At 41.9% G+C, this 439-nt stretch carries 1 pseudogene; it reads right to left on the bottom strand.

What is annotated here, in order from left to right:
- Nucleotides 1-439: pseudogene (locus tag G3A46_RS14065) on the bottom strand (hypothetical protein); the annotation flags it as partial.

Genomic DNA, 439 nt, shown 5'->3' on the forward strand with positions numbered 1-439 from the left:
CATCTCTGGGATTGGTTCCGTCCTTGAACCCAAAATTCCTGTGCGAGCCCGAAGTGGAATTATCGACTACTTTCATAAGCTTGTTCCCACCATCATAGGTATAGGTTAGATCATCCCATTTTCCGAAAGAAGGCACAACATTATCATCGGCGCCATATCGAGACAGTGTAAGTATATTGCCATTCTTGTCGTATGTAATAGCGTTTACCTTATACTCTGTGTTCATTGCCATTCCGTTGAGGTTTGTGCCCTCATAGCTGTTTGCGCTCATTATTCGGTTCAGGGGGTCATATTCATACGTATATCCCCGTACGTTCTTGTCTTGTGAGTCCGTCTTCCAGAACGTTTGTGCTATATTTCCGTTATACAGCGGTGTTCCATTACCATCTAAGGTGTTATAGTTAATTTTGAAATTAAACAGAGGTTTTTGTTGTTCCAT

Origin of the sequence: Aequorivita sp. KMM 9714 (assembly GCF_011065475.1) — a bacterium.
GTDB classification, from domain to species: Bacteria; Bacteroidota; Bacteroidia; order Flavobacteriales; family Flavobacteriaceae; genus Aequorivita; species Aequorivita sinensis.